At 66.0% G+C, this 1,646-nt stretch carries 1 protein-coding gene; it reads left to right on the forward strand.

Features of this window, described 5'->3' with window-relative positions; translation table 11 throughout:
- Nucleotide 1: 1 nt before the first annotated feature.
- Nucleotides 2-1,483 carry a sodium/proline symporter PutP gene (gene putP, locus D7325_RS18980; RefSeq protein ID WP_120998016.1) on the forward strand — a complete coding sequence of 494 codons (1,482 nt, stop codon included), beginning with the start codon at nt 2-4 and terminating at the stop codon, nt 1,481-1,483.
- Nucleotides 1,484-1,646: the final 163 nt, after the last annotated feature.

Consider the following 1,646-nt stretch of genomic DNA (forward strand, 5'->3'; position numbering starts at 1 on the left):
CATGAACTTCTCACCCACTGCCATCACCTTCGTCCTGTACATCGGGGCGATGCTGCTGATCGGTTTCATCGCCTACCGCGCCACCAAGAACTTCGACGACTACATCCTCGGCGGGCGCAGCCTCGGCAGCCTGGTCACCGCGCTGTCGGCCGGTGCCTCGGACATGAGCGGCTGGCTGCTGATGGGCCTGCCGGGCGCGATCTTCGTCGCCGGGCTGTCGGAGAGCTGGATCGCCATCGGCCTGATCGTCGGTGCCTGGCTGAACTGGCTGTTCGTCGCCGGGCGCCTGCGCGTGCACACCGAGCACAACCACAACGCGCTGACCCTGCCGGACTACTTCTCGCACCGCTTCGAGGATGACAGCCGCCTGCTGCGCATCTTCTCGGCGCTGGTGATCCTGGTGTTCTTCACCATCTACTGCGCCTCGGGCGTGGTGGCCGGTGCGCGGCTGTTCGAGAGCACCTTCGGCGTGCCCTACGACCTGGCGCTGTGGATCGGCGCGGCGGCGACCATCCTCTACGTATTCGTCGGCGGCTTCCTCGCGGTGAGCTGGACCGACACCGTACAGGCCACGTTGATGATCTTCGCGCTGCTGATCACGCCGCTGTTCGTGATCCTGGCGCTGGGCGACATGGATCAGGTCATGACCACCATCGAGTCGGTCCGTCCGGCGGCCTTCGACATGTTCAACGGGCTGTCCTTCATCGCCATCGTGTCGCTGCTGGCCTGGGGCCTGGGCTATTTCGGCCAGCCGCACATCCTGGTGCGCTTCATGGCCGCCGACTCGGTCCGCACCATCCCCAACGCCCGTCGCATCGGCATGACCTGGATGATCCTGACCCTGGCCGGCGCCGTGGCCGTGGGCTTCTTCGGCATCGCCTACTTCACCGACCACCCGGAACTGGCCGGCCCGGTGAACGAGAACGGCGAGCGCGTGTTCCTCGAACTGACCATGATCCTGTTCAACCCCTGGGTGGCCGGCATCATCCTGTCCGGCGTGCTGGCGGCGGTGATGAGTACGCTCAGTGCCCAGCTGCTGGTCAGCTCCAGCGCGCTGACGCAGGACTTCTACAAGGCCTTCCTGCGCAAGGGCGCGTCGCAGACCGAGCTGGTGTGGGTCGGCCGTGCGATGGTGCTGCTGATTTCGCTGATCGCCATCGGCATCGCCTCCAACCCGGAGAGCAAAGTGCTGGGCCTGGTGTCCTACGCCTGGGCCGGTTTCGGCGCGGCGTTCGGGCCGGTGGTGCTGTTCTCGCTGCTATGGAAGCGCATGACCCGCAACGGCGCACTCGCCGGCATGCTGGTCGGCGCCGTCACCGTGGTGGTGTGGAAGGAGTTCATCGGGCTGGGGCTGTACGAAATCATCCCCGGCTTCATCCTCGCCAGCCTCGCGATCCTGATCGTCAGCCGCATGGGCCCGGCCCCGTCGACGACCATCGTCGAGCGTTTCGAGGCGGCCGAGCGGGAATACCACGCGGGCTGATCGTTGGAGCGGTACCGGTAGTAAAGAAGGCCATGGCGGGCGACCGTCATGGCCTTTTTCATTGGCCGTGGAGTCGGGCTTGCCGGCGATACTCGCCGGATCGCCCGCAAGCGGGCTCCTACAGGGGGCGTGACCGGATTTCAGCCGTAGGGCGGATTCAGGA

The sequence above is a fragment of the Stutzerimonas urumqiensis genome, from assembly GCF_003640395.1.
Taxonomy (GTDB): domain Bacteria; phylum Pseudomonadota; class Gammaproteobacteria; order Pseudomonadales; family Pseudomonadaceae; genus Stutzerimonas; species Stutzerimonas urumqiensis.